The 26,344-nt window shown below is 63.6% G+C and carries 18 protein-coding genes and 1 tRNA gene; 12 read left to right on the top strand and 7 right to left on the bottom strand.

The features are described from left to right. Positions 1 to 26: 26 nt before the first annotated feature. The 3 genes from KBY78_RS01770 to KBY78_RS01760 all read right to left on the bottom strand — a co-directional run bounded on the left by KBY78_RS01770 (position 27) and on the right by KBY78_RS01760 (position 7,760). Positions 27 to 764, bottom strand: coding sequence for a glycosyltransferase (locus tag KBY78_RS01770; RefSeq protein ID WP_255142080.1), 738 nt, complete (start codon positions 762 to 764; stop codon positions 27 to 29). 8 nt (positions 765 to 772) lie between these two features. Next, on the bottom strand, positions 773 to 2,002 hold the full coding sequence (locus KBY78_RS01765; RefSeq protein WP_255142079.1) for a glycosyltransferase: 1,230 nt from the start codon (positions 2,000 to 2,002) through the stop codon (positions 773 to 775). Positions 2,003 to 2,066: 64 nt separating this feature from the next. Further along, positions 2,067 to 7,760: a DUF4214 domain-containing protein gene (locus KBY78_RS01760; RefSeq protein WP_255142078.1), complete on the bottom strand. Its 5,694-nt coding sequence runs from the start codon at positions 7,758 to 7,760 to the stop codon at positions 2,067 to 2,069. 360 nt (positions 7,761 to 8,120) lie between these two features. On the opposite strand from KBY78_RS01760, the gene KBY78_RS01755 reads away from it, so the two are divergent. The 3 genes from KBY78_RS01755 to KBY78_RS01745 all read left to right on the top strand — a co-directional run bounded on the left by KBY78_RS01755 (position 8,121) and on the right by KBY78_RS01745 (position 13,063). Next, the gene (locus tag KBY78_RS01755) at positions 8,121 to 8,873 is read left to right on the top strand and encodes a peptidylprolyl isomerase (protein ID WP_255142077.1); all 753 of its coding nucleotides are present in this window, start codon (positions 8,121 to 8,123) and stop codon (positions 8,871 to 8,873) included. Beyond that, positions 8,870 to 11,836, top strand: coding sequence for a peptidase domain-containing ABC transporter (locus tag KBY78_RS01750; protein ID WP_255142076.1), 2,967 nt, complete (start codon positions 8,870 to 8,872; stop codon positions 11,834 to 11,836). Before KBY78_RS01755 ends, KBY78_RS01750 begins: the two co-directional genes overlap by 4 nt. A gap of 72 nt (positions 11,837 to 11,908) precedes the next feature. Then, positions 11,909 to 13,063, top strand: a complete 1,155-nt coding sequence (locus tag KBY78_RS01745) for an HlyD family efflux transporter periplasmic adaptor subunit (RefSeq protein ID WP_255142075.1) — start codon at positions 11,909 to 11,911, stop codon at positions 13,061 to 13,063. A 189-nt stretch (positions 13,064 to 13,252) separates the two neighbouring features. Here KBY78_RS01745 and KBY78_RS01740 read toward each other — a convergent pair. After that, a tRNA-Gly gene (locus KBY78_RS01740) sits at positions 13,253 to 13,324 on the bottom strand. 140 nt (positions 13,325 to 13,464) lie between these two features. Between KBY78_RS01740 and KBY78_RS01735 the strand changes: the two genes are divergently transcribed. From KBY78_RS01735 to KBY78_RS01710, 6 genes are all read left to right on the top strand, one after another. Continuing rightward, a complete protein-coding gene (locus tag KBY78_RS01735; protein ID WP_255142074.1) occupies positions 13,465 to 14,421 on the top strand; it encodes a GDP-mannose 4,6-dehydratase in 957 nt (318 codons plus the stop codon). Positions 14,422 to 14,550: 129 nt separating this feature from the next. Then, a complete protein-coding gene (gene gmd, locus KBY78_RS01730) occupies positions 14,551 to 15,687 on the top strand; it encodes a GDP-mannose 4,6-dehydratase (RefSeq protein WP_255142072.1) in 1,137 nt (378 codons plus the stop codon). Positions 15,688 to 15,727: 40 nt separating this feature from the next. Beyond that, the gene (locus KBY78_RS01725) at positions 15,728 to 17,233 is read left to right on the top strand and encodes a hypothetical protein (RefSeq protein WP_255142071.1); all 1,506 of its coding nucleotides are present in this window, start codon (positions 15,728 to 15,730) and stop codon (positions 17,231 to 17,233) included. After that, complete coding sequence (locus KBY78_RS01720) at positions 17,230 to 18,414, top strand: glycosyltransferase (RefSeq protein ID WP_255142070.1); 1,185 nt, start codon at positions 17,230 to 17,232, stop codon at positions 18,412 to 18,414. Before KBY78_RS01725 ends, KBY78_RS01720 begins: the two co-directional genes overlap by 4 nt. Then, complete coding sequence (locus KBY78_RS01715; RefSeq protein ID WP_255142069.1) at positions 18,398 to 19,363, top strand: hypothetical protein; 966 nt, start codon at positions 18,398 to 18,400, stop codon at positions 19,361 to 19,363. The genes KBY78_RS01720 and KBY78_RS01715 overlap by 17 nt, the downstream gene beginning before the upstream one ends. A 95-nt stretch (positions 19,364 to 19,458) precedes the next feature. Then, positions 19,459 to 20,325 (top strand): glycosyltransferase family 2 protein, encoded by an 867-nt coding sequence (locus KBY78_RS01710; protein ID WP_255142068.1) that lies wholly within the window; start codon positions 19,459 to 19,461, stop codon positions 20,323 to 20,325. A gap of 25 nt (positions 20,326 to 20,350) precedes the next feature. Here KBY78_RS01710 and ribH read toward each other — a convergent pair whose 3' ends face one another. After that, complete coding sequence (gene ribH / locus KBY78_RS01705) at positions 20,351 to 20,830, bottom strand: 6,7-dimethyl-8-ribityllumazine synthase (RefSeq protein WP_255142067.1); 480 nt, start codon at positions 20,828 to 20,830, stop codon at positions 20,351 to 20,353. 5 nt (positions 20,831 to 20,835) lie between these two features. Next, positions 20,836 to 21,024 (bottom strand): photosystem II reaction center protein PsbZ, encoded by a 189-nt coding sequence (psbZ, locus tag KBY78_RS01700; protein ID WP_255142066.1) that lies wholly within the window; start codon positions 21,022 to 21,024, stop codon positions 20,836 to 20,838. Between the two features lie 249 nt (positions 21,025 to 21,273). On the opposite strand from psbZ, the gene mutS reads away from it, so the two are divergent. Beyond that, entirely contained in the window at positions 21,274 to 23,970 is a 2,697-nt protein-coding gene (gene mutS / locus KBY78_RS01695; RefSeq protein WP_255142088.1) for a DNA mismatch repair protein MutS, read from the top strand. Here the strand turns inward: mutS and KBY78_RS01690 are convergent. Continuing rightward, a complete protein-coding gene (locus KBY78_RS01690) occupies positions 23,955 to 24,593 on the bottom strand; it encodes a precorrin-8X methylmutase (RefSeq protein WP_255142065.1) in 639 nt (212 codons plus the stop codon). The two genes, mutS and KBY78_RS01690, sit on opposite strands and share 16 nt — an antisense overlap. Here KBY78_RS01690 and holA point away from each other — a divergent pair. Further along, the gene (gene holA, locus KBY78_RS01685) at positions 24,586 to 25,554 is read left to right on the top strand and encodes a DNA polymerase III subunit delta (RefSeq protein ID WP_255142064.1); all 969 of its coding nucleotides are present in this window, start codon (positions 24,586 to 24,588) and stop codon (positions 25,552 to 25,554) included. The genes KBY78_RS01690 and holA overlap by 8 nt on opposite strands. A gap of 31 nt (positions 25,555 to 25,585) precedes the next feature. Next, the coding region (locus KBY78_RS01680) for an aspartate kinase (protein WP_255142063.1) at positions 25,586 to 26,344 on the top strand (759 nt) is incomplete at its 3' end.

Genomic DNA, 26,344 nt, shown 5'->3' with positions numbered 1-26,344 from the left:
CTGCAGAGGCCCCTGAAGAAGGCCGCTCAGGTTGCTATGGAGCACCACTTCTGCCGCCATAACAGGGCCTGTTCCCGCCAACTGCTGCCGAAGGCCCCGGGGCTGCCGTGGGTGCAGGCAATCGGCCAGGTGCCGGTGCGCAGGCCCAGAGCTTCGGCACTGCGGCAGAAGTCGCCGTCGTAGCAGTGGAAGCGGAACTGCTCATCGAACCGCAAGCCGGTGCGGTGCAGGGTTTCCAGCCGCAGGGCCAGGAACACGCCATCGAGCAGCCGGCAAGCGCTGGGGGCGGGGCCGTAGGACACAGGTTCCGGCCGCAGCGGATCGAAGTGATTCAGGCAACCGGAAGCAGGCTGGTTGCTGCAGCGTTGGGGCTGGCCTGCGTCATCGAGGCTGAAGCCCCAGGACGGTTGATCGTCTGGCGCCTGGACGCAACCCACCAGCCCGACCAGATCGAAGTGCTCCAAAGCCTCCTGCAGGCGGGCGGCCAGGTGCCAGTCGTGCAGAAACAGATCATCGTGAAGAAACACCACGATTCCCTGGGCCGGTAAGCGGCTGATCGCCTGGTTGTAGATCCGCGGCAGTCCGGCCGCATGGGGCCCCTCGTTGGCGGCCTTCAGCAGCAGTTGCGGCCGCAGGGCGGCGGGAAATCCCGCCAGGCTCTGACCCAACAGGCTGGCGCGGGAGAAATGGGCCGCCTGGCCGCGGCTGGCCGCCACCAGATAGAGCGGCGTATCGGCAGGGAGCGTGGGCAGGACCGGAGGCATCGAAGGGTTCAGCGGCGCGGGGCCTCAGCGGCCACGGCTTCGATCAGGGCCAGATGCTGGCTCAGGCAGTGGGGCAGGTCGTAGCCGTCCACGATCGTGGCGCGGGCGGCCTGCCGCAGGGGCTCGTAGTCGACAGGGGTAGCTAGCACGGCCGCCGCCTGATCCGCCAGGGCCTGGGGATCGAAGAAGTCGACCAGCACGCCGTTGTGGCCATGGCGGATCAGCTCACGCACCGGCGCGGTGTCGGAGCCAAGTACCACGCAGCCGGCCGCCATGCTCTCCAGCAGCGACCACGACAGCACGAAGGGAACCGTGAGGTAGATGTGGCAGCGGGAGACCATCAGCACCCGCAGGAAATCGGGGTAGGGGATGCGCCCGACAAAATAGAGGCGCTCCAGATCCAGCTGGCCCTGCAGTTCACTGAGCAGCTGCTGCTTGAAGGGCACCTCGGGGGTGGCGCCATAGCCACCATCGGGGGCTCCGATGATGATCACCTGGGCCTCGGGCCGCTCGGCCATCAACCGCGGCAAGGCGCGCATGAAGGTATGGAAGCCACGGGTGGGCTCCAGCGAGCGGCTCACATAGGTGAGCACTTCATCGCGGCGGCTGAAGCGGCGCCCGCGCACCTCGATGGTCACGTCGTCGTTGGGAGCGATCGAGGCGGTATGGATGCCGTCATGGATCACGCGAATACGGCCCCGTAGCGCCTCCGGATGGGAGCCGTGCTGGAAGTGGGTGGGGCTGACACCGGCATTGAGCTGCTGGTGGGAGAGCAGGATCGACGCATTCTTGGCGCGCAGCTTTCGTTCGCCGAAGGCGAGATCAGCAGGGGGGAACTCGGGATCGAAACCGTAATCAAAACCAGTGGCGTTGTAGTAGTACTCGCAATAGCCCAACAGGCGTGCCCGGGGCCAGACATCGGCAAGAAAGAGATCCTCACCCCAGCCGGTGTGCACGCAGATCACGTCAGGCTCGAAGCCCTGATCCCGCAGGCGGATGGCAGCGTTGGCGCAGCTGCGGGCACGGATCATCTTGGTCTCGAACTCCTGGGCGAGAGGATCGATGCCGGTGCTGCTGCTGCGGTCATAGGGATAGCAGAGATATTGCATCCAGCTGGGCCGTTTGGCGGGCAACGGCCGGGCCCCCATCGCCACCACCTGATGGCCGGCGCGGTAGCAGAACGGCAGCAGCGACTTGTACTGGCCGGGAAAGTTCTGATGAACAAAGAGCAGGTTCACTGGCACTGAATGGACAAAAAAAAGGGCGGGATAAACCCGCCCCAGGAGAGTGACGATTGAGTGATCAGCCGACGAACGTACCGACCCCAACGAAGTTGGCGGAGGCGAACGGACCGGAGACGCCAGTGATCAGCGTGCCAGCATCGGTGATGCTGCCGAGATACTGCTCTCCTTGGAAGATGCCGAGCTGATAGAGCTCGTCGATGCTCACGTTATCTTCCTCGACGCCGTTCTCAGAGAAGGCGTACAGAGCAGAACTGGTGGCACCCTGCACAACTACCAGGCCACCTTGGCCGACCGCCGAGTCAATGCCAAGACCGTTGATAGCGCTGGCAATGTTGTTGACGTTGTTGAGATCACTGCCGGCAATGCCGTTGGCGAGGATCAGGCCGTCCTGACGGAAGGAGCCAAAGATCGTAGTAAACGAACCAAACCCAAATCCATCGAAGTCGACGGCCGAGTTGGAGACGAACTTAAGGTGTCCGCCAAAGTTGTCCACTAAAGGGTCGGTATAGTTCAGAATGTTGGCCTTTAGGGAGCCACCGATCAGCACGAGATCCTCGGTGTTGAGGTAGTTGTTGGGCTCACCAGCAACGGGCACAAACTGACGGAACCCGGTAATGATGTCGCCACCGGTGCCCACGCCGCCGGCTGAGTTGCCGCCGTCGTCGATGCTCTGGTAGCCGACGCCTTCGATGAACGTGGCCTCATCTTTCAGGTTGATGGTGTCACTACCGCCGAGACCGAAGTAGAGGTAGTCACCTTCGATGTCACCTGCAACAAAGCCATCCAGCTGGGGATTGGCCGCCCGACCGGGGGCGCCGAAGGTGGAGAGGGTGTCCGTACCTGAGCCGCCGACAACCGTATTACCACCGACGCTGTTAGTGTCCTTGCCACCCTTGGTAAGTGTGCCTTCGAGATCCCAGATCGTGAAATCAACGGTTTCGGTGGAGGTGTACTCGCTGAAATCCCGGAGAGAATTGGCAATCCCATTGTCCAGGTCCGTTGCAAACACCGTGAGCTCACCGCCGGCCTGAATGGCTGACTCGCGATTGAACTCCACGCGACGGTCGGCGGTATTCAGACCAATCACGAAGGTCTCGACGCTGCTGATGACCGATGTGCCAAGCACATTCGGCTTACCCACGTAGCGGCCGGCCGGATTGCCTGCTCCTTCAAAGGAGAAGAACAAGACTTCCGTGCCGGTGCCACCATCGACAACGTCGCCGTTGCTGAGACCGCCGTAGGTCGTGGTTCCAAGGTCACCGATCACAGCTGGGGTGCCGTTACCGCCAGAGGTGCCGAAAGAGAGACCCAGGGAGATGAAGTCGTTGTCGGCACCGGCGAGGATCGAGTCATTGCCAAGGCCGGCCTGGATGCTGTCGCTGCCAGCGCCGGAGCTGGTGCTGTCATTGTCAAGGCCAAGGTCATCGGCCAGGGCAATGAGGTCGTTACCGGCCCCAGCAAGCACCCAGTCGGCCCCGCCACCAGCGAGAACGGAGTTGTTGCCCTCGCCAGCCTTGACCGAGTCATTGCCGACACCAGTGACGATGGTGTCGTTGAAAGCACCGGCAATGACGGTGTCCCTGTCCGCATTCGGATCGACGACTCCTTCAACGTTTGGACCGCTGTAGGTGGTGTTGATGAAATTACCAGCGGTATCCAGGGAGTCGTTGAAGCTGGTGCGCTCTCCACTCCAGACGATGTCGTTACCGACGCCAGTACGGATCGTGTCGGAACCAGCTCCACCGATCACGGTGTCGTTACCGCCCACGTAGGTGCCATTGGCAGTGGGTCCCTGGAGCACTTCCAGAACGTCGTTACCATTACCGCCATAGAGGGAGTTGGGGCCATAGCCGCCAACCACCGAGTCGTTACCTTCGCCGGCATCCACGGTCAGGGAGATGCTGGCATCCATGAAATCGGTGTCATAGGCAGCCGCCGTCACGGTGTCGTTGCCGCCATCGCTACCGACAAACAGGTCGTCGTTGATCTCCAGGAGTAGATCGGACCCACCAGCAGTTTTCACGCTATCCAGGCCCGTCTGGCTCTTGCTGTAGAGACCAAGGTTGGTGAAAGAAACCGCCTGGTTGATGGCAGCAGGCATGAACTCAAAGAGGTCGATGCCGAAGATCGTGGCTGGGAAGAAGAAGTCTCCACCAACCTGGGTGGAAAGATCAGCTGGTGTATTGCTGATGGCGTACTTGAAGAGGATGGTTTCAAACCCACCAGGGCCATCAGTCACTTCGTTGGCATTGACGTAATCAAACGGTTGAACGTCGCCCGCCTGGAAGGCGGTGACGATGGAGCCATCGGGAATGAAGGGAGGGTTACCGGGCACCACCGAGGCGATCGGGAAGCGATCAGCATTGGGGGTGAAGAACAGGGCCGTGGTGATGTTGCTGGGGGGCAGAGCACCTGGTGGGTTGGTGAACACATTGAGATCAGCCGATTGCTCAACAAACACCCGCGCCCGGTTGGCAGCGCTGAGGCCAGCAAGGTTCAGGTTCAGGGTTGAAACGAAACCTCCCAGAGACGGGGTGGCCACGATGCGCAGAACATCGGGGGTGCCATTGTTGGTGTTATCTGGGCCAACCAGCGTGTTGAAGATGGCGTCGGTGAGCTCAATCGTGAAGGTCTGAGGGCCGTTGGCCGAGGAGGCCAACTCAATCACCTCAAGGCCACTGACGTTGATCAGATCGTCGGCAGTGACATCAGCGCTATCGAGGATGCGCAAGATATCAGCGAAGGTTTCATCCTGATCAAGGGGAGCATCTCCGAAGCTGAGTGTGGTGAAGCTGCTGAGCAGAGCATCACGGATGATCACGGTCTCGGTATTGGTATCAGCCTGGCCGTCGTAGGTGATGCCAATGAAGTTGAGATCGCCATCCACTGGGGAGAGCTTGGAAAGATCGAGGGTTACATCGCCGGCCGCTGGCAAAGCATCCACCAGGAAACGGCGGACCCCACCGACCAAATTGTCGGAGGTGGCGATCAAGGGGTTGGAGAGGGTGAGGCTGTAATCCGACCCTCCCAGCAGGCGGAACTCCTCAATGCGTGACACCCCGAGCGTTTCGCTCTCGGACACCAGACCGCCGAGACTGAGAGCAAGCACATCGGCTGTGCCTGCACCGCCGTTGATGCGATCAGCGATGGTGAGGCTCTCGGCATCCACCTGGATGTAGTCGTTGCCGGCACCGGTGGAAATGCTGTCGTTACCGTTGCCGATGTAGACAGAATCAAGGCCACTGCCGGTTTCAACGGTGTTATTGCCGTTGCCGGTGAAGATCAGATTGTTGCCACTGCCAGAGCCAGTCAGACCGGCCGACACATAATCGTTGCCAGGGCCGGCATCAATGGTGTTGTTGCCATTGCCGGAGATCACCCGATCGTTGCCTTCGCCGGCATCAATCGAATCATTGCCGTCACCGGAGCTGATCGAATCGTTGCCATTACCGGCATCGATCACATCATTGCCACCAAGGGTGGTAACGGTGTCGGCACCGCCGCCACTTTCAACAGTGTTGTTGCCAGCTCCGGCATCGATCAGATCATTGCCTGAGCCAGACACCAGTGAATCGTTGCCGGGACCGGCAGTGATGCTGTTGGTGCCGTCGCCGGCATCCACCACATTGTTGCCGCCGCCGACGAAGATCTCATCAGCCCCACCGGCCGTGAAGACCGTGTCGTTGCTGTTCTGGGTGAGAACGAGGAAGTCGGTGGGGTTGGGGCTGGCAATGCTGCCCAGGGTCAGAACGTTCTCGCCAACAGCACCGAAAACAGTGACATCAGCGACGTTATTGTCGAGATTCGCCGGATCACCAAGAGCTGAGGTGTAGGTAAGGGTGAGATCAGCATCGAGATCTTGAGCATCGATAAATTCGATGTTGAGGTTGTCATCATCGAGGCCCAGATCGGAAGTGATCTCCAGAGAGGCCTCGCCGAAGATGATCAGGCCTTCAAGATCAGCGCCAACACTGAGCATGTCGATCACGTTGGTGATCGGACCCAGAGATTGAACTCCCAGAAGCTCGATGCCGGCATCGGCGGAGAGGGGTCCCTGGGTGAAGTCGAAACCGACGGCCTCACCACTGAGGGCATCGATCGGCGTTTCCGCCACCGTCACGAGAACTGCGGTGTCGCCCTGAGTGGCATTGATGTCGAAGTTGTATTCGAGATCGCTGATGCTGTCGGTGACTGTGGTCTCGAAACCGACCGCAGACTGGATGTCATTGAAAAGGACGGAGCCGAGCTTGCTCTGGTTCACATTGATGTTGACCAGCCCGCTGGCGGAGCCGGATTCACCATTGAGACCGAAGGCACGGCTCAGATCGATGGAGCCGCTGTCCCAGAGAGTTTCACCACCAGGATTGAGCTCCAGGGTCTGGATGCCGTTGGTGGTGAAGTTGTCGATCGAGAAGCTGCCATTGGTGCCCACATTGAGCACTGAATTCGTACCGGCGCGACCAGTGAGCTGATCGTTCTGACCGAGGGTGCTCTCGTTGCCGAAGAAGGTGAAGGTGCTGGCGGTACTGGCGGTGATGATGTCAGTGTTGACGGTCAGCCCCACAGTTGTGGGAGCAATGCTGGTGTCATTGATGATCGCTTTGGCCGAACCTGAGGCCCCACCACCCGTCACGACCAACGTGGCCTCTTCAGGACCTTCGGTGCTGAGATCTGCGCTGATCAGGAACTGCACCACGGCAGTGCCGCTGGCGTTGACGACGACCGTGCTGGTGAGCAGGGCGTTGTTGACATCGGACGAGGAGACACCCGAGAGGGTGTAGGTGAGAACAGTGCCGGTGGCAATGTTTTCGGTGGTGATGTCGAAGGTGAGGGTGGCCCCTTCATTCACGGCTGCCGGAATCGCCTGCACCTGCAGGCTGGGGATCACCGGCGGGGTGGTGTCGATGATGTTGACTGACTCGCCGCCTGGAGGCTTCGCGAAAATGATCTCGTTGGGGAAGATGATTTCGAGCGTTTCGCCCGGATCAATCACACCATCTTCAGCGATGGTGACCTGGACCGTACCGACACCGGTGGCGCTGATCAGCACATTGCCCGTGAGGGAACCACCGACCACGTCGGCAGCCTGAACTCCGGTGAGCTCGTAGGCGATGGTCTTGCCGGCCAGATCCGGAATGGTCTGAATTTCAAAAATGACCGTGCCACCTTCGCTGACGCTGGTGGCATTGGAGCTCAGCAGGCCGACGGTGCCCACTGGGGGGAGCCCATCCACGGCCACCTGCGTGGCAGCAACCGACGGGATGGTGGCAATGGTGGTGACGGGGACCAGAAAGTCGACACCGAAGGTGTTGGCCAGCGGACCGGCGTACTCCTGCTGGGACTGCGCCGAAGAGGCGACGACTGCGGTCCAGCGCAGGGAGGCTTCCACCTTGGCCTGGATGGCGACCTTGTCGGGCGAGCCATTGGGCTGCGACAGGGCGCTCTTGGCGATCTCCAGGCCGACTTGCTGGAGCGAGACCACGTTGTTGTTGACCGCGTTCACCCAGAACAGCAGGCCCGCAGCGTCGGCATTGCGGCCGAAGAGATTGACGTAAAACGAGTTAACAGCGTCGGTAACACTCTGCGAACCAATGGTTCCCTGGAACTCCGTCGTGCCAGCGAACTCATCGGCCGCTTCGCTCAGGGTCAGGGCAGCGCCAGCGCCGGTACTCCAGAAGGCCAGGCCAGCGGGGTCTGCCGGTCTACCGAAATACGTGATGTAGAGAAGTTGAGTTTCGTTGGCGTTGGCCATTCGGGAAGCACTCCAGGGCGTTTGATGAAGGGAAAGGGGTTTTCCGCAGGTTGGCTGCGGCTGCCGCAAAACCCTAAGGGGCTTGGCATCTCTGTCAAGGCAGTTGCCAAAGAGGGGCAGGCCTCCAGATCGGCCGAATCATACCGGAGGAAACCCTGCAAGAAAGGTGTCGCCAACAGGTTATGGCTTTTCGCTGACAGATTCTCGACTGACCCCAAACAACGGCCGCACTGTTGATCGAAGCTTCCTCGGCGCTGTTTTCTCAATCAGCTGGCAGGCCGGCCGTGGGCGGGTGGTCGCCGCACCGGAGAATGTTTTGATGAAAGCCCTGTCGCCGTACCGCTCCGAAGAGCAGCAGCCATGACCCTCCCAACCGGTGGTCAGCCGGCCCCGCCCGCCGTCACGCCGCCAACTCTGACCGGCCTGGCGCACTCCAACCTGCTCAGGCCTTACGTCTTCCACCAGCTGCTCGAGGAGACCCTTGCGGGGGGCAAGGTGCCCGATGAGGTCTTTGTCCGCCTGCTCACTGGCTTCCGCCAGAGCAACGCCATCGTCGATGCGGCCGCCGAGGAGGCTTACCGGCGGCGCCACGGCTGGAGCGAAGACGACCTGCGCTGGCAGGTGGAGCTCCCTCAGCGGATCGCGTCCTACGCCGCCGAACATTTCTCCTCCAAGGCGGAAGCCCGCTTTCTCGATCGCAAGACCCATCTCGATCAGGTGGTCTACAGCCTGCTGCGCGTCCAGGACGGTGCCCTGGCCCGGGAGCTCTATCTGCGGATCGAAGAGGGGGAAGCCACGTTCCCCGAACTCGCCGAACAGTTCTCGGAGGGCCCTGAACGCGGCAGCAAGGGCCTGATCGGTCCGACGCCGCTGGCCCAGGCCCATCCAACCCTGGTCCAACGCCTGCGCAGCTCCAAACCAGGCACACTGCTTGCCCCCTTCCAGGTGGAACAGTGGTGGCTGGTCGTGCGCCTGGAGAAACTGCAGCCCGCCAGCCTCGACGAGGCCACCCGGCAGCGCATGGCCCAGGAGCTGTTTGATGAATGGCTGCAAGAAGAGACCACGTATAGGATCGCCTCACTTTGCCCAGCTCCGCTGGCCCAAGGGGTATGACGAGCTCAACCAGCCAGCGGCTTTCGGAGCTCGAGGCTTTCAGGGATCTGGAGTCAGGGATTGTTGAGCAGCTCGAATCCGCGAGCCGGCTGCTGAAGTACCGCATCGGTCAGCCGCTCTGCTTTGCCGCCACCGTCCCGCATGAGTTGCTGGTGATCCTCAGTGGCGCCGCACGCCTGACGGGCCTGGAGGGGAAGAACTGTCGCACCATCGAGCGGCTCGGGCCTGGCGATCTGGTGGGCTTCGCCTCCCTGCTCAGCGCCGATCCCTGTGAGGAGGTGAACGCCTCCAGCGAGCTGGTGGCCGCCGCCATTCCCGACAAGGTGGTGCTGGAGTTGCTGCGCAGCGAGCCCAGCTTCCGAAGCTGGTGCAGCTCCAGGCTCTGGACGGCGGAACTGGGCCGGCTGGCCATACTGCTGCAGCGGCGCAGCCCAGCCGTCCACCTCAGCCTCAAAGAGGCGATCGCCCTCCTACGGCCGGAGGCTCGCCTCAAGGCCGTCAGCAAGGCTGAGCGGCTTGAGGCGAGCGAAGGGATCAGCTGGTACGTGGCCAGCGCCAACCTGCCCGGCCTGAGCCTGGGCGAAGCCATCGAGCCCGGTACCCAGCTGCCGGCCCCCGCCTGTCCCTTGTCAGGCCGATTGATTGGCGTTTCCACCGCTGCTGTGGAAGCCCTCTGCGCGACCCCGCTCTCCGCGCAGGATGCCGCAGGAGCGGAGGGGATCGGTCCCGGGATCTCCACCCAATCGAGGATGGCCGTCGCCGATGCGCCCGAGGCGCCGCTCGGCAGTGCTCAGAATCTTGGTCGCCTGCAGGAGCGCAGCCCCTTCAAGGTTATCCGCGCTGAAGGGCCCATCGATGAGACCCTGGCCTGCTTTCAGATGTTGAGCGGCCTGATGACGGTGCCGTTCCGCAAGGATGCCATTGAAAAGGTCTTGCGCGAGCAACTGCGCCGCGGCCAGCCACCCAATGTGCAGCTGGTGGGAAGCCTGGCCTCGATGATGGGGATGCACGTGGTGGGTGCCCAGGTCAGCAGCAGTTCCTGCACACGGCTGCAGGTGCCCGCTCTGATCGAATGGAACGGCGGCTTTGCCCTGCTGCAGGCCAGCAATGCCTCCGGCATCGTGCTGGCCTCCCCACGCAAGGGCCTGGTGAAGCTGTCCCCGGAGCAGGTGGAAGAGGAATTCCCCGAGGGCATCAATCTGCTGCTGGTGGATCGCACCAATGTCACCCCGGAAGAAAAATTCGGACTGTCCTGGTTCCTGCCGGCACTGAGTCGCCACCGGGGCGTGTTCACCCAGGTCCTGGTCACCTCCTTCGTCGTCCAGCTGTTCACGCTGGCCAACCCCCTGCTGATCCAGGTGATCATCGACAAGGTGATCACCCAACGCAGCCTCGACACCCTGCAGGTGCTCGGCATCGCCCTGGTGGTGGTAACGCTGATGGAAGGAGTGCTGGGCAGTCTGCGCACGTTCGTCTTCACGGAAACCACCAACCGGATCGATACCAGGCTGGGTGCCGAGGTGATCGATCACCTGCTGAGACTGCCACTCAACTACTTCGACAAGCGTCCGGTCGGGGAGCTGGGCAGCCGCCTCGCTGAGCTGGAGAAGATCAGACAATTCCTGACGGGCCAGGCCCTCACCACCATCCTCGATGCCGCCTTCTCGGTGATTTACATCATCGTGATGCTGTTCTACTCCTGGGTGCTCACACTCGTTGCTCTGGCTGTGGTACCGATCCAGGTGGCACTCACCTTGATCGGGGCACCACTGTTTCGCCGGCAGATCCGTGATTCCGCCCAGGAAAACGCCAAAACTCAGTCCCACCTGGTCGAAGTTCTCACTGGCATTCAGACCGTCAAGGCACAGAATGTTGAGATGGTCAGCCGCTGGAAATGGCAAGACCTCTACTCCCTCTACATCAGCAAAGCCTTCGAGAAAACGATCACCGGCACTGCCCTCAACGAAACGAGCCAGGTGCTGCAGAAGCTGTCCCAGCTTCTGGTGCTCTGGGTCGGAGCCATCCTGGTGCTCGACGGCCAGCTGACGCTCGGCCAGCTGATTGCTTTTCGCATCCTCAGCGGCTACGTAACCCAGCCCATCCTCCGGCTGGGGTCGATCTGGCAGAACATCCAGGAACTCAGGGTCTCCTTCGAGCGCCTCGCCGATGTCGTCGATACCCCAGAGGAGTCGAACGAGGCGGATAAACAAAAGATTCCGCTTCCGGCCATTCATGGAGAGGTGAGCTTCGAGGATGTGACCTTCCGCTTCAAGCCCGCCTCACCTCCTGTTCTCCACAAGGTCAACCTGACCATTCCAGCAGGAACCTTTGTGGGGACTGGCGGTCAGAGCGGCAGCGGCAAGAGCACCTTGATGAAACTCCTGACCCGGCTCTATTCACCTGAGGCCGGGCGAATCCTGATTGATGGCTACGACATCGACAAGGTGGAGCTGTATTCACTACGACGCCAGATCGGCATCGTTCCACAGGATCCACTGCTTTTCAGTGGAACGATCAGCGACAACATCGCCCTCGGCAATCCCAATGCCACCAGCGACGAAATCGTTGCCGCTGCACGCGTGGCTTGTGCCCACGAGTTCATCATGGGCCTGCCATCTGGATACAGTTCGGATATCGGTGAACGCGGGGCCGGCCTCTCCGGCGGCCAGAAGCAACGCATCGCCATCGCCCGCACCTTGATCACCAATCCGAAATTGTTGGTGATGGATGAGGCCACCAGCGCGCTCGACTACGACACCGAACGCCGCCTTTGCGACAACCTGGTGGAGAACATCAAGGGAAGTACCGTCTTCTTTATTACCCATCGTCTCAGCACGATTCGTCGCGCCGAGACGATTGTGATGATGGATCGTGGTGACATCGTCGAGCAGGGCTCTCACGAGGAGCTGATGGCACTGAAGGGCCGCTATTACGCACTGTATCGCCAACAGGAAGGGAGCTGATCTGACACTTTTCCCCTCCTCATACTGTAATCATATGCTTCCATTCTCTATCCCTTTTGAGACACCCAATTAGTGAAACGATTCCTTCCCTTTCGCAAGCTCCAAAACCGACTGGAGCAGAGCATTCACACCGAATCGGAGAATGCTTCCGTCCTGCGGCAATCAACCTTTTGGGCAGGCGCGATCTCCTGGGGACTGATCGCAACGGCAGGCTTCGGGATTACCTGGCTAGCCATTGCCAAGACGGAAGAAGTGGTGGTGGCACCAGGCAAGCTCGTGCCGATCGGCGAGGTGAAGGAAGTGCGAATGCCGGTGGGAGGGGTGGTGGATCAGGTGTTGGTCAAGGAAGGACAGACAGTCAAAAAAAATCAGCCTCTGCTCAAACTCGATTCTGAGGCTACCCAAGATCGGCGCGTCAGCCTGCAGCGCCGCATCGTCATCAAACAGCAACAGCTTGATCTCAAGGAACGAGAACTCAGTAAATATCTTGAGCTGAACACGACCGAACAGCAATCACTCAACCGTACCCTCGAACTCGAAACCGAGGTGCTGAAACGTCTGGAAATGCTGAATAAAGAAGGTGGTGTTGGCGAGCTTCAGTATCTCTCCCAACGCAACAAGGTGGAGGAAATCAGAGGGCGGCTCGACCAAACGAAGGTCGACCGATTGCGGCAAAAGGCCATCCTCGATCAAGGCATTCAGGCGCTCCGCAGCGAGCTCAATGAACTGAAGTCGAACCTCACCGAAGTGAGGGTGAATATCCGCTATCAAGCCATTAACTCTCCGGTTGCCGGAATCGTTTTTGAGATGAAACCAACCGGCAGCGGTTTCGTAGCGCAGACAAGCGAGCCAGTGCTGAAGATTGTACCGTTCGACAAGCTGGAAGCCAGCGTTGAGGTGTCCAGCGGGGACATCGGCTTCGTGAGCGTTGGCAAAAAGGCCGACATCAGCATTGACTCATTTCCCGCCACCGACTTTGGGGTGCTCACTGGAGTCGTTCGGCAGATCGGATCGGACGCGATCCCTCCTGACCAACTGAAAATGGATTATCGATTCCCCGTTCAAATCAAGCTCGACTCTCAACAACTCAATCTTAAAAGCGGAGCCCAGTTACCGCTCCAGGTGGGAATGTCCCTGAGTGCAAACATCAAGCTCCGCAAGGTGACCTACCTGCAACTGCTGCTGAACACCTTCAAAGACAAGACAGACTCACTACGCCAAATCTGAAGCTGGATGTCCTGATCATCAAGAGTAGTTCTTAGCTCATGGGAACAGGACGGACTCTTTCACGCCAGCGGGGTTAACCAACTTGGGCAGCGAAAGCTTGATCGGCCATCGACTGACTCAACGGCCATGGGAGAGGGTAGGCCAATGCCCTGGCCACACGAAACGAGCGCAAGCGGCTCAAAACTAAAAAGCGGGTGACGCGATTCGAACGCGCGACATTCACCTTGGCAAGGTGACGCTCTACCACTGAGCTACACCCGCAGCCGGCTTGGCTGCCGTTCGATCACTATGCACCACCAACCTGCCGCCGGTCAACGCCAAGCAGCTGCAGGCCCCACAGTGCCCCCCCAGCCCAATCCCAGCTCCGTAGGCAAGACTGACCCACGCGCGAGGCAACGCCGATGGCCAGGACGGCCCTGATCGTAGGAGTGACCGGCCAGGATGGTGCCTACCTGGCCCACCATCTGCTGGCGCTGGGCTACCGGGTCGTGGGCACCAGCCGCGACGCCCAGACCAGCAACAGCAGCCGCCTCGTGCGGCTGGGGATCCAGGATTCGATCAGCGTGGCCTCGCTGGCCCCCAACGATTTCCGCAGCGTGCTGAAGGTGGTCTCGGACGTGGCACCTGATGAGGTCTACAACCTGGCCGGCCAGACCAGCGTCGGCCTCTCGTTCGAGCAGCCCGTGGAATGTATGGAATCCATTGCCGGCGGCACCTTGAACCTGCTGGAGGTGATCCGGTATCTACAGATTCCGGCCCGCCTGTTCAGCGCCGGCAGTTCGGAGTGCTTCGGAGACACCAGGGAGGAGCCGGCCAACGAGACGACAGCGCTTCACCCCCAAAGCCCCTACGCCGTTGCCAAGGCTACCGCCTACTGGCAGGTGGCCAACTACCGGAAAGCCTACGGGATGCATGCCTGCACCGGAATCCTGGCCAACCACGAATCGCCACTGCGCCCCACTCGATTCGTGACCCAGAAGATCATCCAGGGCGTGAGGAAGATCAAGGCGGGCGAGGCGGAGAAGATCACCCTCGGCAACCTGGAGATCTGGCGTGACTGGGGCTGGGCTCCGGAATACACCCAGGCCATGCATCTGATGCTTCAATCCGATCAGCCGGACGATTTTCTGATCGCCTCCGGGCGGACCACCTCGCTGAGAGACTTCGTCGAGCGGGCTTTCGTCGCAGCAGGTCTGAGGAGCGCCGATCACTTGGAGCTGGACACGGCGATGCTCAGGCCCAACGATCTCGACTACTCAGCCATGAATCCGAGCAAAATCGAGCTGCAGCTGGGCTGGAAAGCCCATACCACCATTGATCAGATCGTTGACAAGATGTATGCGGGAGAACTGTTCTGAAACTTGCCCGCTGCTGCAGTTGTCCCTGGCCACGGCCGTTGGCCGACCTGCTGGAGCCGTCACGATCGACCCGGCGGTGCCCATGGATTAAACTGACACTCGCGGATCGCGGTTCCCCGGACCCCTGGCATGACCACCAAAACGGCTCTGATCACTGGCATCACGGGGCAGGACGGCAGCTATCTGGCCGAGCTGCTGCTGGAAAAGGGCTACGTGGTTCATGGCATCAAGCGGCGGGCCAGCAGCTTCAACACCGATCGCATCGATCACCTCTATCAGGACCCCCACGAACGGGACCCGCGCCTTGTCCTCCATTACGGAGACCTCACCGACTCCACCAATCTGATTCGGATCATTCAGCAGGTGCGTCCGGATGAAATCTACAATCTCGGCGCTCAGAGCCACGTGGCGGTGAGCTTCGAGACTCCGGAATACACGGCCAACAGCGATGCCCTCGGCACGCTCCGGATTCTTGAGGCTGTAAGGATTCTCGGCCTCACCGACAAGACCCGAATCTACCAAGCGTCCACCAGCGAACTCTACGGACTGGTGCAGGAGATTCCGCAGAAGGAGAGCACTCCATTTTATCCGAGAAGCCCCTATGGGGTGGCAAAACTTTATGCCTATTGGATCACGGTCAACTACCGCGAATCCTATGGAATGTATGCCTGCAACGGTATCCTCTTCAACCACGAGAGTCCTCGACGAGGTGAAACCTTTGTGACCCGTAAGATCACCCGTGGCCTGGCGCGCATCGATGCGGGTCTGGACCAGGCCCTGTTCATGGGAAACCTGGATTCACTCCGTGACTGGGGACACGCCCGCGACTATGTGGAGATGCAGTGGCGCATGTTGCAGCAGGAGCAACCGGAGGATTTCGTGATCGCCACGGGCCGCCAGGAGAGCGTGCGCCGCTTCATCGAGCTCGCCGCCGACCAGCTCGGCTGGGGTGGCATCGAATGGAGTGGTGACGGCCTGGAGGAAACGGGGGCCCGCGCCGATACCGGCCAGATCGTGGTAAGGATCGATCCCCGCTACTTCCGGCCCGCCGAAGTCGAGACTCTGCTGGGAGATCCCACCCGGGCGCAGCAGCGGCTTGGCTGGACTCCCACCACCACCCTGGAGGAACTGGTGGCGGAGATGGTGGCGGCTGATGTACTGGAAGCTGCCAAGGAAGCAACCCTGCGCCGCGAGGGGTTTGATGTGGTCGGCTCGATGGAGAATCCCCCCACCAACCCCCAGGCCATCGCCGCGGTAAAGGCATGACACGGGTCATGATCGCTCCGGCCGCTCACCCTGACAGGCGGTGCGGCGGATGATGAGGCGGACGGCCAGCCGGATCAAACAGAAGGGAGTTCGCGTTGTCCGGAGGATCCTCGCGCTGCCGCAAACACAAGCTCGAAGTCTGTACAACAACCTGATCGCAAAAACAGCCCTGCGATCCAGCAGGGTCAATGGTCAAAGGATTGCCCGCAACTGCCACAACCTGCTGCTCAAAGCAGGGCATCCGATCCTGGGCTACAAGATCTGCCTGATCACGGAGGCCCACTGTCTGCGCGAGCAGCGCAGGCAGCAGGAGTCCCCCTCCGTCTGGGGTGCCATCCAGCTGCCGATCGCCAGCCAGCTCGCCTTCTTCCTCAAAACCCAGGCCAGCAACAGCCTGCGCGCCTTCACCCAGAAGATCAAGGAAGTCTTTCCCCACTTCCAGCTTGTGGTTGCCCGCAAGGCCCGCTCCCACGGCGTGACGCTGGCGCCCTCAGCCGATGTGGCCGGCCTATTCGAAGGCCTCTCCTTCCGATATATCGCCGCCAAGGAGCACCCGGATGGACCCAGCCACTGTGGACCATCCGCCGCAGCCGGGAGTTACTTCGATCGGGTCACCACGGAGAGCCGGCAGTTGCTGAACAGCCTGGCGGCCATTCGCAGGCAGGCTTCCCATCGTCCCCACACGCCAGAGGACGGGCAAGGCCGCATTGGCATCCTGATTTCCTGCTTCCGGCCTGAGCCACATATCGAAGGCTTCCTGAAGAATCTGCTGCTGCTGGAAAGGCCTCAGAGGCTCGTTCCGATCTTCATCAATGCCGGCATGTCAGACACCTGTCGGCAGCAGATCCTGGAGGTGCTCGAAGCCAGCAACTTCCACGATTCCATCTTCATCGACAAGCCTGGATGCGGCATCTACGACGCCTGGAACACTGGAGTCAAGGCCGTTGGGGAGAGTGTTTCTTACCTGACGAATTTCAACGTCGATGATCGGCGTCATCCCCTCTGCCTTGAGGTTCAGGCCGATCTGCTGGAGACCTTTAGTAGCCGACAGGTATCTGTTACCGACTATCTCTACTTTTTCCATCCCTTCGATGATATTAGAAGGCTCTACGAACTCAACGAAGGCAACAGCACTCTTCTGCCGGTTACGAACAAACGAACAATCGTCTATCGGAACCTTCCCCACAGCAGCCCCATGTGGCGCACAAGACTGCACGCCGGAGGCGATTGCGGGTTGTTTGATGAAGCCTATCGGTCCGCTGGCGATGCCGATTTCTGGTATCGTGTCAGCCGTGCTCACGAAGATGCGTTTGAGATCGCCGCCCTTCCTCTGAGTCTCTATTTCAATAACCCAGAGGGTATCTCCACCAAGCCCAACACGGTCGGGGTTTCCGAGCACCACACCTGCTCCCGCATCCACTACAGAGCGCTCATGCAGGAGATCGACAATTCTGTTTCGCCTGAGTTCGCCGAACGACACCTGCAGGAAACCGATTCAGAGCATCTGCAGCTTTACGCGGCCCTGTCCGCAATCGGCAATCCATGACCACGATCGTCATTGACGCCATTTTCTTCCAGATCAACGAATGGTCCGGAATCGCCAAGTACTGGCGCAATCTTCTTGCCGGCATCGACCGCCGCCTGGATCAGGACCCGCAACAGAACATCCGGGTCTTCCTACTGATTCGAGGCGAGTCCAGGTCGCTGCGGGACATGGAATACAAGCACATCCACAAACTGCCAATCTCCTTCTTCGACTACCGCTGCGCGCTCTCCGACTTCGAACATCTCGGCCGTCTTTGCCGCGAACTGGAAGCCACCGTCTTCATCAGTTCTTATTACACCCTGGCCTATGGTGTCGCCAACATCGGCATGGCCTACGACTTTATCCCAGAGCATCTCAACGTCATCCATACCCATCACTCCTGGGCGGCCAAAGCCCTCTACATGAAGTCGCTGTCATGCACGTTGGCCATCTCCGAATCGACGGCCCTTTACGCTTCGATCTTCTATCCAAATATTGACTCCGCTCGAGATAATGTATTCTATCCACCGATCGAAGCCAGAGAATTCAAGACGATCGATCCTTCCAAGGCCAGGGACTTCCGCAGCCGGAATTCACTCCTGTTCCCCTACCTCGCCATCGTCGGAAATCGCACAAACTATAAAAATGTCAGCCTGCTAACCTCTGCTCTAGAGCAACGCAAGCCAGATCAGCCCCCGATTCCTCTCGGTATTGTCATGACCTCGGGAGAAGAACCGAGCCGTGACGACATCAATCTCTACTCGCGGCACTTCTGTTTTGGCGTCCATCGGCTCAACCTGACATCAGAGGAACTCACCTGCCTGCTCCATGGCGCAGAGATGCTCTTCTTTCCTTCCCTTCTTGAAGGTTTCGGCTACCCGGTCCTTGAGGCCATGGCCCAGGGCTGCCCCGTAATCACGACGGGATCGACCTCGATTCCCGAGATTCTGCGCCACGCTCAACCCGACGACTACAGGATCATCAGCGGCTACGACGGCAAGGAGGCTCTGCAGGCCATCATCAGCCTGATGCATGCACGCCGGCGTGTCAGCGCGTCGACCATCGCCCGGCTGAAGGAGGCCTTCGGAACCGACGAAACGCCTCGCTTCCTGAGCCGGATCCAGCAGTTGGCACCTACGGCCCGGCCTCCGCTGGATGACTACCTGCCCGCCTGCCGCACCCTGGATGGCCTGCTCGCCTGAACCCAGCCAGCCAGGCCAGCTGCTGGGCCTTGTCGGCGACCGGGATGGGTTCAGCCACATCGGCGGAGTGAAGCGACTGCGCCAACTGCTCGAGAGTGAGCTGCAGGCGCGGGGAATCCGCTCGCGCACGGTGCTTGCCGGTGAGCGGGACCAAGACAGCCTGCGCGGCCTGCTCGTGCTTGGGTGCAGCAGCCCATGGGCCTACGGCCTCGTGCTCTGGAGCCGGCTGAGCAACCCCGCTCGGCCGGTGGTCTGGATCCCCTGCTTCCATCCACCCCGGTTCGTGCGTCATCGCCTGCGGGCCTGGCTGGCGAAGCTGGCCCTGCGGCGACTGCAGTTCCTCGGGGTCGAGGTCTGTGTCCTTTCGTGGGCCGAGCGCAAGGAGCTCGCCACGGTGCGCTGTTCCGTGATCAGCCTTCCGTTCCGCTGTGAGCCCCTCCCGCCGCGGGTTCCGGGGCGGGAGCCCCCCCCGCCCTACGCCCTGGTTTTCCTGGGCCGACCGGTTGCCCAGAAGGGCTGGCCAAAGTTCCTCGATCTGGCCGAGCGGATCGGGGGCCGAAGCCTGGCCCTGGTGCCGTGCCCTCCGGAAGGTCCTATCCCCCCGCTGCTGGAGGTACGTGTGAACGCCACCGATGAAGAGGTGCGGAGGCAGTTGCGCCGGAGCAGGATTCTCTTTCTTCCCGCGGATTACGAGTCCTTCGGCTTCGCCCAGGCCGAAGCCCTGTGGCAGGGGTGCTGTGTGCCGGTGCTGGGGGAATGGCCCCTGTGGATCGGAAGTCCGGAGCTCGACTGGCGCCATGCCTCCCCTGCCGAGCTGGCGATCAGGATCGAAGCCCTGCTGAACAACGAGCCGCAGCGCCGGGCGCTGGTGCGGCGACAGCAGCAGCTCTGGGAGCATCGAAGCGAGCGAAGGGAAGCGGTGCTGCCAAGGTCGATAGAGATGCCCTGAGTGAACGCAAGCCGGGATCGAAAGGGCTTCTGCTCGACTGCCTGATCTGCGTGTTGCGATGCTGTCGGAATCCTTCCTGCCCGGTTTCCGATTGAATGGCAACGAGAGAACCTGAGCCTGAGCCGCACACCGGCGGCGTGCCGCAGGTGTCCGTCGTGGTGCCTTTCCGTGATCAGGGATCGATGCTGGTCCAGGCCTGCCGGTCCCTGCAAGCCCAGAGCCTGCCGGACTGGGAATGCCTGCTGGTGGACGATGGCTCAGCAGCCCAGGCCCGTCGGGTTGCGGCTGGCCTGGTCGCCGCGGATCCGCGGTTCCGGCTGCTGTCGGTGCCGCAACGTGATCATTTCCCCGGCCCGTGGCTGGCCCGCAATCGCGGCATCGCCGCCGCCCGCGCTCCCCTGGTGGCCTTTCTCGATGCGGACGATCTCTGGCATCCGGCCAAGCTGGAGCTGCAGCTCGCGCTGCACAACGGTGCCGACCTCGACCTCTCGGTGACCGGCTACTACCGCTACGACGACCAGACCATGCGGATCCGTGAGGTCCGGCGCCCCCCGGCGGCTGTCTGCGCACAGTCCCTCTTTCGCGGCAACACCATTCCCCTCTCGACTGTGCTGATCCGTCGCTCCCTGGTGCTGGAGGAGGTCTTTCGAGCGGAGCGGCACGAAGATTACGGCCTCTGGCTGCGGTTGTTCGCCGCCGTGCCGCCACCCCGCTACGGCCGGCTGGCCAAGCCCCTGATGGCCTACCGCCTGCATGGGGCCTCGTTGTCATCCCAACGGGCCTTGAGTGTGGTGGCCGTGGAACAGCTCTTCCGGCTCCACTGGCCCGATCGCGGCCCACGACTGCTGGCGGTGGGCCGCTGGCTGATCCACCGTCTGCTGGCCTGGCTGCGCTGCCGCTGGGCGGCGGCCAGAGCCAGGCCCGACCTCCTGCCCGCAGATCTGGCCAGCTTTCTCACCTGAGACTCAGGCGTCCGCGCCCTGGAGCTCACCCCGGCAGCACCGCCATCAGGCTGCCCATCTCCAGGGCCTGCAGGGCATAGCTCCAGCCCAGGTTGCTCTTGATGCCGGCACGCTCCAGGGCCTGCTGCATGGTGTCCGTGGTGAGCACACCGAAGATCACCGGCACTCCGGTGCTGCGCGACACAGCCGCCACACCCTTGCTCACCTCGGCGCAGACGTAGTCGAAGTGGGGGGTGTCGCCCTTGATCACGGCGCCCAAAGTGATCAGCACCTGGTAACGGCCGGAGGCCGCCAGTCGCTGGGCCACCAGGGGAATCTCAAAACTGCCGGGTACCCAGGCCAGGTCCAGCTGCTCGCTGCTGGAGCTGGTGTCGATGCCGTGGCGGGAGAGGGCATCAAGGCAGGCACTGAGCAGCTTGGCGGTGACCAGATCGTTGAAACGACCGACCACGATGCCGATGCGCAAGCCGCTGATGTCGGTGAAGCGGCCTTCAAAAACGGTCAATGGACTCAGGCCACGAAGTAGCTCATGCCCCAGTTGAGCAGCACCAGGGCCACCCAGGCCGCTCCGCCCAACAGGATCAGCCGGTTGGAGCGGCCGGACTCGTCGGTGCTGGCGTAGAGCACGGGGACCGCTACCACAAGGGCAAACGACATCACCACCAGGGCCAGAACGGTGAGGGTGTTGAGGATCTGCATGGTTGGGAGGGCGGGGTGCGCGGTCCCTGGCACACGGGCCGGGGCAGGCAGTGGCTGGATTCTCCCATGGGGCCTCCGGAATTCCCCGGCCCGGGCTGGCCATCCTTCACAAGTTGTGGGCGGCGCCCGGGTCGCTGACCACCCGGCCCTCCTACGATCGCGCCAGCCCCTGTGCACGCCGTGGCCGCGCCGCCGGAAGAACAGCTCTCGCGGGTGGCTGCCCTGGGCCTGGAGGCCAACCCCGCCCCGATGGGCGCCGCCCGGACAGCCGCCGCTGACGGCCCCACTGGCGAGAGCGATGACGAGCTGGTGGCTGAGGCCGCCGCCCGCCCCCGGCAGCGCCAGGCCAGGGCAAGCGAGTCCAAAGCTGAGAGTCCCGAGCCGGCCGCGGCGTCCGTGGAGTCGGCCGAGCCCGGGGATCCCGCCGAGACGCTGCCCCCCTGGCACCACCACGGCCTGGTGGATCCCGAGGCCCTGCCGCCGGTGCTGCGCCATTACGTGGAGCTGAAGGCGGCCCACCCCGAGCGGGTGTTGCTCTACCGCCTCGGTGATTTCTACGAGTGCTTCTTCGAGGACGCCATCCGGGTGTCGCGGCTGCTGGAGCTCACCCTCACCGGCAAGGAGGGGGGTAAACGGATCGGGCGGGTGCCGATGGCCGGCATCCCCCACCACGCCGCCGAGCGCTACTGCGGCGAACTGGTGCGCCGCGGCCTCGCCGTGGCCCTCTGCGACCAGCTGGAGAGCACCCCAGCCCCGGGCGCCCTGCTCCGGCGGGGGATCACCCGCGTGCTCACCCCCGGCACCGTGCTGGAGGAGGGAATGCTGGCGGCGCGCCGCAACAACTGGCTGGCGGCCGTGGTGCTGGAGCAGGGCCAGTGGGGGCTGGCGGTGGCCGATGTGAGCACCGGCGAATTCCAGCTGATGCAGCGCCAGGGCAGCGATCAGCTGCACCAGGACCTGCTGCAGCTGCAGCCGGCCGAGCTGCTCTGGCCCACTGCGGAGTCCGGCGAGCCGGCCTGGGCACCGGAGTCGATCCACCGCACGCCGCTGCCGCTCACCCCCTTCACCCTGCCGGAGGCGCGCCGGACCCTGCTGGAGCGCTTCGGCCTGGCCAGCCTCGAGGGTCTGGGCCTGGGCGAGGCGCCCCTGGCCCTGAGGGCCGCCGGCGGTCTGGTGCGCTACCTCGATGACACCCAACCGGCCACGGACGACCCAGCTGCCGCCTCCGAAGCCACCACCGCGAGCCGCATCCCCCTGGATCGGCCCACCCTTCAGCAGCGCGGCGATCAGCTGGTGCTCGATGCCCAGACCCGCCGCAACCTGGAGATCACCCAGACCCAGCGGGATGGTCAGTTTCAGGGGTCGCTGCTCTGGGCCCTGGATCGCACCATGACCGCCATGGGCGCCCGGGCGCTGCGCCGCTGGCTGGAGGCCCCCCTGATGGACCTGGCGGCGATCGAGCGGCGTCAGGAGGGCATCGCTGTGCTGGTGCAGCAACGGCCCCTGCGCCTGGCCCTGCGCCGGCTGCTGCGGCCCATGGGCGATCTGGAGCGCCTCTCGGGCCGGGCCGGGGCCGGCAGCGCGTCCGCCCGCGACCTGGTGTCCCTCGCCGATGGGCTGGAGCGCCTGCCCCGCCTCGCCGCCCTGCTGGAGTCCGCGGCCGCGGCCGTGTTCGCTCCCCTGCAGCAGGCCGAACCAGAGCTGGCACAGCTGGCGGCCCTGGTGCGCCACACCCTGGTGGAGGCACCACCGCTCAGCCTCAGCGAGGGGGGCCTGATCCACGACGGCGTCGACGGCCGCCTCGATGGGCTGCGCAACCGGCTTGACGATCAGGACCAGTGGCTGGCGGCCCAGGAGCAGGAGGAGCGCCGCCGCAGCGGCATCCCCACCCTGCGGCTGCAGTTCCACCGCAGCTTCGGCTATTTCCTCTCGGTGAGCCGGGCGCGGGCCGAGCGGGTGCCCGAGCACTGGATCCGGCGCCAGACCCTGGCCAACGAGGAGCGCTTCGTCACCCCCGAGCTCAAGGCGCGCGAGGGCCGCATCCTGCAGCTGCGGGCCCGGGCGGCCCAGCGGGAATACGAGCTGTTCAGCCAGCTGCGTCAGCAGGTGGGGGAGCTGGCCGGACCGATCCGCCAGGCCGCCCGGCGCGTGGCCGGCCTCGATGCCCTGGCCTCACTGGCAGAGGTGGCCGCCTGCCATGGCTACTGCCGGCCGCAACTGGACCACAGCCGCTGCCTGCAGGTGGAGGCGGGACGGCACCCCGTGGTGGAGCAACTGCTGGTGGAGGAGTCGTTCAGCGCCAACGATCTGCACCTGGGGGAGCAGGGGCGCCCCGACCTGGTGGTGCTCACCGGGCCGAACGCCAGCGGCAAGAGCTGCTACCTGCGCCAGAACGGGTTGCTGCAGCTGATGGCGCAGATCGGCAGCTGGATTCCGGCCCGATCGGCCCGCCTCGGCCTGGCCGACCGCATCTTCACCCGGGTGGGGGCCGTCGATGACCTGGCCAGCGGCCAGTCCACCTTCATGGTGGAGATGGCCGAGACCGCCAACATCCTTCACCACGCCACCGACCGCTCCCTGGTGCTGCTCGATGAGATCGGCCGCGGCACCGCCACCTTCGATGGTCTCTCGATCGCCTGGGCCGTGGCGGAGCACCTGGCGGCGGGGCTGCGGGCCCGGGCAGTGTTCGCCACTCACTACCACGAGCTCAACGAACTGGCCGCGCTGCTGCCGGGTGTCGCCAACTACCAGGTGCTGGTGGAGGAAACCGGCGACCACCTGCTCTTTCTGCATCAGGTGCGTCCGGGCGGCGCCAGCCGCAGCTACGGCATCGAGGCGGCCCGGCTGGCGGGCGTGCCGCCCCAGGTGGTGCTGCGGGCCCGCCAGGTGCTGGGGCGGATCGAGGCCAACAGCCATGTGGCCGTGGGTCTTCAGGCCGCGGCCTGATTCAGCCAGGCCCGGCGCAGCAGGGCGTTGCAGGTGGCGCCCACCAGGCCGGCACCACCCTTGCTGCCTTCGAGCCGGATCTGGGGCAGATCACTGGCGGCCAGCCGCCGCTTGCTCTCCGCCACCCCCACGAAGCCCACCGGCATGCCGATCACCAGGGCCGGCAGGCTGGCTCCGCCGGGCTGATCAAGCAGCCGCTCCAGGGCGGTGGGGGCGCTGCCGATCAGCACCACCGCCCCGGGACAGGCCGCCAGGGCCGCCGCGATACCCTCGGCCGTGCGGGTGCCGCCAGGCGGCGCCACAGCCGGCGCCCACTCGAGGATGCTGCGCACCGGGTTGGCGAAGGTGCGCCGGGCCATCGGCGAGACGGCCGCGGCCGCCATGGCCGTGTCGGTGAGGATCACGGCCCCCCCAGCCAGGGCCTCCAGGCCCAGCGCGCAGGCCTCGGCGCTGAAGCGAAGGTCAGCCGCGATGGCCAGATCGCCACTGCTGTGCACCAGGCGCTCGAGCACCTCCTGCTGCACCGGGTCCAGATCGGTGGGGCCCAGCCACTGGCGGATGCGCCGCACACTCTCGCTGAAGATCGGATGATCCAGATCCAAGCCAGGCCGTTCCATGCCCATCCATCTCTACTGGGGTGACGACGAGGCCGCCAGGACCCGGGCGATCGACGAGTTGATCAGCAAGGAGGTGGACCCGGCCTGGCACAGCATCAACCTCACCCGCCTCGATGGCTCCGACACCGCCCAGGCGGCCCAGGCCCTGAGTGAAGCCCGCACGCCGCCCTTCGGCAGCGGTGCCCGGCTGGTGCTGCTGCAGCGCAGTCCTTTCACCAGTCCCTGCTCCGCCGAGCTGGCGGGCCAGCTGGACACCTGCCTGGAGCTGATCCCCGAGAGCTGCCACCTGGTGCTGGTGAGCAGCGGCAAACCCGATGCCCGCCTGCGCACCACCAAGGCGCTGCGCCAGCTGGCCCTGGAGAAGAGCTTTCAGCTGCCCTCCGCCTGGGATGGGGCCGGCCAGGTGGAGCTGGTGGCACGCACGGCGCGGGAGCTGGGGGTGACCCTGGCGGCGGGGGCAGCGGAAGCCCTGGCGGAGGCGATCGGCAGCGACAGCGCCCGGCTGAGCAGCGAGCTGGAGAAGCTGGCGCTCTACAGCGGCGAGGCAGCGGTTCAGGTGGCGGCGGTGGCGGCCCTGGTGGGCGGCCACAGCACCACCAGCCTGGCGGTGGGGGATGCCCTGCTGGAGGGAAACGCCGGCGCGGCGATCGCCCTGGTCGATGACCTGCTGCAGGCGGGGGAGCCGGCCCTGCGGCTGGTGGCCTCGCTCACCAGCCAGGTCAGGGGCTGGCTGTGGGTGAGTTTGCTGGAAAGCCGCGGCGAGCAGGACGTGGCCGTGATCGCCAAAGCCGCCGGCATCGGCAACCCCAAGCGGATCTACGTCATGCGCCGGCAGATCCGTGGGCGGACCCCAGCCCGGCTGCTGACCCTGCTGGCCCAGGTGCTGGAGGTGGAAGCCGCCCTCAAACGGGGCGCCGAGGCCGGTGAGGCCTTCCGCGATGGGCTGCTGCTGGCCACCGCCCGATAATCGCGGCATCCCATCACATCTGCCGATCGGAATGGCCCTGCTGGTTCAGAAATTCGGGGGAACCTCCGTCGGCAGCGTGGAGCGGATCCAGGCGGTGGCACAGCGGATCGCCGCCAGCCGCGAACAGGGTCACGACCTGGTGATCGTGGTCTCGGCCATGGGCCACACCACCGATGAACTCACCGCCCTGGCGCGGGCGCTCTGCCCTGAGCCCCCCCAGCGGGAGATGGACATGCTGCTGGCCACGGGCGAGCAGGTGTCGATCGCCCTGCTGGCCATGGCCCTGCACAGCATCGGCGTGCCGGCCGTGTCGATGACGGGACCGCAGGTGGGCATCGTGACCGAATCGGCCCACGGCCGCGCCCGCATCCTCGAGGTGCGCACCGAGCGGCTGCGCAAACGGCTCGAGGAGGGCCAGGTGGTGGTGGTGGCCGGCTTCCAGGGCACCAGCAGCGGCAGTGCAGGCACGCCCGAGATCACCACCCTGGGCCGGGGCGGCTCCGACACCTCTGCCGTGGCCCTGGCCGCGGCCCTGGGGGCCGATGCCTGCGAGATCTACACCGATGTGCCCGGAGTGCTCACCACCGACCCGCGCCAGGTGAGCGATGCCCAGTTGATGGAGGAGGTGAGCTGCAACGAGATGCTGGAGCTGGCCAGCCTCGGCGCGGCGGTGCTGCATCCCCGCGCGGTCGAGATCGCCCGCAACTACGGCGTGCCCCCTGTGGGGCGCCCCCGCCGGAGCGACGCCCCCCGCCCCCGGCTCACCAGCGGCATGCCCCCACCGATCGGC

The sequence above is a fragment of the Synechococcus sp. EJ6-Ellesmere genome, assembly GCF_024345875.1.
Taxonomy (GTDB): Bacteria; Cyanobacteriota; Cyanobacteriia; order PCC-6307; family Cyanobiaceae; genus Regnicoccus_A; species Regnicoccus_A antarcticus.
Note: the sequence above shows the minus strand (reverse complement) of the source record. Positions and strands in the feature narration are given on the sequence as shown.

What these genes read in the sequence shown, in the direction of transcription:
- KBY78_RS01715 (WP_255142069.1), top strand. Translation starts at nt 18,398, where the DNA reads ATGGCCTGCTCGCCTGAACCCAGCCAGCCAGGCCAGCTGCTGGGCCTT.
- mutS (WP_255142088.1), top strand. Translation starts at nt 21,274, where the DNA reads ATGGGCGCCGCCCGGACAGCCGCCGCTGACGGCCCCACTGGCGAGAGC.
- psbZ (WP_255142066.1), bottom strand. Translation starts at nt 21,024, where the DNA reads ATGCAGATCCTCAACACCCTCACCGTTCTGGCCCTGGTGGTGATGTCG.
- holA (WP_255142064.1), top strand. Translation starts at nt 24,586, where the DNA reads ATGCCCATCCATCTCTACTGGGGTGACGACGAGGCCGCCAGGACCCGG.
- gmd (WP_255142072.1), top strand. Translation starts at nt 14,551, where the DNA reads ATGACCACCAAAACGGCTCTGATCACTGGCATCACGGGGCAGGACGGC.
- KBY78_RS01710 (WP_255142068.1), top strand. Translation starts at nt 19,459, where the DNA reads ATGGCAACGAGAGAACCTGAGCCTGAGCCGCACACCGGCGGCGTGCCG.
- KBY78_RS01735 (WP_255142074.1), top strand. Translation starts at nt 13,465, where the DNA reads ATGGCCAGGACGGCCCTGATCGTAGGAGTGACCGGCCAGGATGGTGCC.
- KBY78_RS01690 (WP_255142065.1), bottom strand. Translation starts at nt 24,593, where the DNA reads ATGGGCATGGAACGGCCTGGCTTGGATCTGGATCATCCGATCTTCAGC.
- KBY78_RS01760 (WP_255142078.1), bottom strand. Translation starts at nt 7,760, where the DNA reads ATGGCCAACGCCAACGAAACTCAACTTCTCTACATCACGTATTTCGGT.
- KBY78_RS01770 (WP_255142080.1), bottom strand. Translation starts at nt 764, where the DNA reads ATGCCTCCGGTCCTGCCCACGCTCCCTGCCGATACGCCGCTCTATCTG.
- KBY78_RS01720 (WP_255142070.1), top strand. Translation starts at nt 17,230, where the DNA reads ATGACCACGATCGTCATTGACGCCATTTTCTTCCAGATCAACGAATGG.
- KBY78_RS01755 (WP_255142077.1), top strand. Translation starts at nt 8,121, where the DNA reads ATGACCCTCCCAACCGGTGGTCAGCCGGCCCCGCCCGCCGTCACGCCG.
- KBY78_RS01750 (WP_255142076.1), top strand. Translation starts at nt 8,870, where the DNA reads ATGACGAGCTCAACCAGCCAGCGGCTTTCGGAGCTCGAGGCTTTCAGG.